Below are 2,605 nucleotides of genomic sequence, written 5' to 3'. Positions count from 1 at the left end.
AAATTTAAAATCCTTATAAAACTCCTCTAAATCGTAAATCATAAATCGTAAATATTTCTCTCTATTCCAACTCTATCGGATTATAAGGAAGTATTTTAGTCACCATTTTTTCGCCTTTCGGTACCGTCACAAGACCGGAATTACCGATAACGGCATTCGGATTATTCATCGCTGCTTTTTCCGCCTGCCGGAATTTTTCACGGGTCGTTTCAATATCTTTTTTCCCCTTACTTAAATAGATGGGACTTTTCCAACCGACCCTGTAAAGGGCTGTACATTCAAAAGAATAATCCCGGTCCGCATCTTCCACTTTCAGGATCAGTCCCGACAAGCCGTTAAACTTCCAGGGACCGTTCGATAACGGAATATCCGGAGCATACCAGGCCGTATAATAACGCCCCCGGAACAAACAGGTGGCTTTTTTACACAAATACCCTAATACAGTCAACGTATCCGGCGAAAAGTTCCAGTCAAACACCGGTTCCGGTTCTGTATAAATATATCGATTCAATAAAACCGGGATTTGAACCCAATACTGCCCTTTTGGATAATTTTTTATCACAACATTTCTATTTCCTGCCTTTTTAGTCCTGATTCTAATTCTATTCATAATATCAGATATATTCAACTCCAGTTGTTTAATTTCTTCAGACATGATAGAATCACTAACCAAATAGGTATAATTGGAATATTTCGACACTTGTTTTCCGATTTGTAATACCATATCCGATTTTGTCAATTCTTCCGGAAATAGTTTATCTTTCCGAATTAACTGGCGATAATGTACATTCAAATACGCACAATCCAAGGTATCACGAGGAGACAATTTACGAGGAACACTTTCAATATCACCACCAATTACAATTGTTTGCGAGAACAAAGAAAAATATACAAAAAAGAAAAATAGTATCAAGTAAACACATTTCATCACATTAAAAACTTAAAAAGGGAATTTCAAAAAACAAAAATTCCTTCAGATTAATTAACAATTCTTCTGTCCTAAAGCTTCCGCTAACTCAAATATTTCGTCCCAATTATCGTAATAAGAACTATCACTATAAATGATCTTACCACAACTTAATTGAAAATACATCGGAGCTGCCACAACAGCTAACGTCAAAAAACACGCACCTACGAAAGCTATCATTCTCTTTTTCATAACTCATAAAGTTTAAGAAGCTGTTTTGAAAGATCATAAATCAACAACCGCTCTTTTTCTGGGGTAGCCTGTGTGTTAATCTAAAATTTAAAATCCTTATAAAACTCCTCTAAATCATAAATCGTAAATCGTAAATATTTCTCTCTATTCCAACTCTATCGGATTATAGGGAAGTTTTTTCGTTACTATTTTCTCGCCTTTCGGTACCGTTACAAGACCGGAATTACCGATAACGGCATTCGGATTATTCATCGCTGCTTTTTCCGCCTGCCGGAATTTTTCTCGGGTTGTTTCAATATCTTGCTTACTTTTACTTAAATAAATGGGACTTTTCCAATCAACCCGGTATAGAGCCGTACATTCAAAAGAATAATCCCGGTCCGCATCTTCCACTTTCAGGATTAGTCCCGGCAAGCCGTTAAACTTCCAGGGACCGTTCGATAACGGTATATCCGGAGCATACCAGGCTGTATAATAACGCCCCCGGAACAAACAGGTGGCTTTTTTACACAAATACCCTAATACAGTCAACGTATCCGGCGAAAAGTTCCAGTCAAACACCGGTTCCTTTTCCGTGTAAATATAGCTATTCAATAAAACTGGTATTTGCACCCAATATTGTCCCTTTGGATAATTTTTCATTACAATACTTCTATCTCCTGCTTTTTTTAACCGAATTAAAGCTCGATTCATAATTTCAACAGCATGTACTTCCGGTTGCAGTAATTCTTCTGATATAATAGAATCATTAACCAAAAATCTATAATTGGCATATTTTGATACTTGTCTACCGATTTGCAGTACCATATCCGATTCTGTTAATTCTCCGGGAAATAGTTTATCTTTTCGAATTAATTGACGATAATGTATATTTAAATTTGTATAATCCAAGGTATCCCGAGGTTCCAAATTACGTGGAATATCCCCTTTGTTATTTAAAAATACAACCTTTTGTCCTAATGCAAAAAAATGTAATAAAAAGAAACATGCAATCAAGCCAGTATATCTCATCATATCAAAAGTTTAAAAGGGAGTTTCGGAAATATACCCCAAACTCCCTCAAATTAATCAACAATTCAAGTTATCAAGATCAATAAGTAATTTTATCATTTCATCGAAATTATCGTAATAAGAACTATCACTATAAATAATCTTCCCACAACTTAATTGAAAATACATCGGAATTGCCACAACAGCTAACGTCAAAAAACACGCACTTACGAAAGCAATCATTCTCTTTTTCATAACTCATAAAGTTTAAGAAGCTGTTTTGAAAGATCATAAATCAACAACCGCTCTTTTTCTGGGGCAGCCTGTGCGTTAATCTAAAATTTAAAATCCTTATAAAACTCCTCTAAATCGTAAATCATAAATCGTAAATATTTCTCTCTATTCCAACTCTATCGGATTATAGGGAAGTATTTTCGTTACTATTTTCTCGCCTTT

The 2,605-nt window shown here is 35.2% G+C and carries 3 protein-coding genes; all 3 read right to left on the bottom strand.

Features of this window, described 5'->3' with window-relative positions; genetic code table 11:
* Positions 1 to 61 precede the first annotated feature (61 nt).
* The 3 genes from BN8908_RS00045 to BN8908_RS00040 all read right to left on the bottom strand — a co-directional run bounded on the left by BN8908_RS00045 (position 62) and on the right by BN8908_RS00040 (position 2,170).
* Positions 62 to 928 (bottom strand): GLPGLI family protein, encoded by an 867-nt coding sequence (locus BN8908_RS00045; protein ID WP_068688223.1) that lies wholly within the window; start codon positions 926 to 928, stop codon positions 62 to 64.
* A 54-nt stretch (positions 929 to 982) separates the two neighbouring features.
* On the bottom strand, positions 983 to 1,159 hold the full coding sequence (locus BN8908_RS18380; protein ID WP_154670128.1) for a hypothetical protein: 177 nt from the start codon (positions 1,157 to 1,159) through the stop codon (positions 983 to 985).
* A 144-nt stretch (positions 1,160 to 1,303) separates the two neighbouring features.
* Positions 1,304 to 2,170: a GLPGLI family protein gene (locus BN8908_RS00040; RefSeq protein ID WP_068688221.1), complete on the bottom strand. Its 867-nt coding sequence runs from the start codon at positions 2,168 to 2,170 to the stop codon at positions 1,304 to 1,306.
* Positions 2,171 to 2,605 lie beyond the last annotated feature (435 nt).

This window comes from Culturomica massiliensis (genome assembly GCF_900091655.1).
Classification (GTDB): Bacteria; Bacteroidota; Bacteroidia; order Bacteroidales; family Marinifilaceae; genus Culturomica; species Culturomica massiliensis.
Note: the sequence above shows the minus strand (reverse complement) of the source record. Positions and strands in the feature narration are given on the sequence as shown.